Here is a 1,786-nt window from a genome sequence, read left to right on the forward strand (position 1 = left end):
TCACACTTATCGGTAATCTGTCTGTTAAAGAACGTCGCCACAGAAGCAGCGAAAGACCGCAATCATACCGATTTGACTTTTCTCAGTCAAGCATATTTTTCATCCAAATTTATAGAAATTTGCATGTTCTTTACAAAATAAGAATTTTTTTTCTTAGTGCTTGAAATTTTTAAACGGGTATCCGTGGTGCGGATACCCGTTTTCATTTTTTCAGGCTGCCTGATTATTTGATCTTGCTGCCGCTGACTGCAAAGTAGGCAATGTACAGATAGCACAGTGCCGGCACCAGATAAGAAATCAAATAATTTCCGCTACGGGTAATGATGTCGCCTTGCAGCAGGGGAATCAGTGCACCACCAACAATCGCTGTGCAGATAATGCCGGATGCATCAGCGGTAAATTTGCCGAGTTTCTGAGTGGCAAGCGAGAAAATGGTTGGAAACATGATCGAATTAAACAAACCGACAGCAAGTAATGCGTACTTGGCCACTTGTGCTTGCGCCACATCCCCGGCAAAAACCACTGCCAGCAGCAAACCGACGGCCACCAGCGCGTTGGTCAGCAATACTTTTTGCGGCGGGAATTTATTCAGGAACATACTGCCAGCAAAACGTCCGACCATTGCGCCGCCCCAGTAGTAAGTCAGCAGTTCGGCGCCGCTTCTGTGGTTGATGGCACCGTTACTGAGATGCTCCATTGTTAGGATGTATTGCTGACCGATAGCGACTTCGGCGCCGACATAGCAAAAAATTGCCAATGCACCCAGCACCATATGGCGGTATTGGAAGACGCTGGTTTTCCCATCATGGGTCTCTTCGCTCACCGCTTGGGCAACCTTTTCCGCCGCCGGCAGTTTGATTGCGGCAACCGCTACCGCCAGCAGAACCAAAAGTCCGGTCAAACCGAGATACGGCATTTCCAGCGTTTGCGCTTTTTGGGCGGCATTAAGGGTTTGGGAAGCATCGGTCAGAATCAGCATGCCGCCGACATAGGGTGCGATGGTTGTCGCCACCGAATTAAACGCCTGAACCAAAGTCAGCGTGGCTGATTCTTTACCCGGCTTGGCCAGCAGCGTGACATAGGGATTGCCAGCGACCTGCAAAAACACGATTCCGGTTGCCATAATGAAGAAAACCGGCAGGAAAACGGTGTAATACATATTTTTGTCCGCCGCGCCTTCCAAAGGAATCGAAGCGGTTGCGGGATAAAACAAAAAGGCACCAAGCGCGGTAATCAGAAAACCGGCGATTACCGTGCCTTTGTAACCGATTTTATCGATCACCTTGCCCGCTACGAAAGACATCACGGCATAGGCCGAGAAAAACGCGGTGCCAACCAGCATCGAATCGCGGTTGTTCAGGTCAAAAACTTCTTTCAGGTGGGGAATCAGAATGTCGTTCAGACAGGTGATGAACCCCATCATAAAAAACAGGGAAGTCAAAACGCCCAATGCCAAAGCGTTTCCGCCTTGTTTCGGGGTTTGAGAAGCGGTATCAAGCATTTGAAGCCAATCTTTCTGTTGTTTGCAAAGGTAAAAACGGCGCGCATCATACTGGCAAAGCGCTTTATTGAAAACCGCTGCTATTTGGCTGATTTTTTCAGGCTGCCTGAAAACCGAATTTAATCTGAAAATTTAAATTTTAATTTGATTGTATTTGGTTAGTTTGGCCATTCCTTGTGGATAAGCTGGCAATCTGTTTATTTGGCTAGAGAAATACCGTTTTAAAGTTTGTAGAAAATGCCAAGTTTTCAGGCTGCCGGTATGGGATAAAACGCAGGTTTTTTT

General features: G+C 47.3%; 1 protein-coding gene. It reads right to left on the bottom strand.

Annotated features, from left to right (window positions below):
* Positions 1 to 223: 223 nt before the first annotated feature.
* Positions 224 to 1,501: a sugar MFS transporter gene (locus tag MB824_RS09950; protein ID WP_238748364.1), complete on the bottom strand. Its 1,278-nt coding sequence runs from the start codon at positions 1,499 to 1,501 to the stop codon at positions 224 to 226.
* Positions 1,502 to 1,786 lie beyond the last annotated feature (285 nt).

The sequence above is a fragment of the Kingella pumchi genome (assembly GCF_022288825.1).
GTDB classification, from domain to species: Bacteria; Pseudomonadota; Gammaproteobacteria; order Burkholderiales; family Neisseriaceae; genus Kingella_D; species Kingella_D pumchi.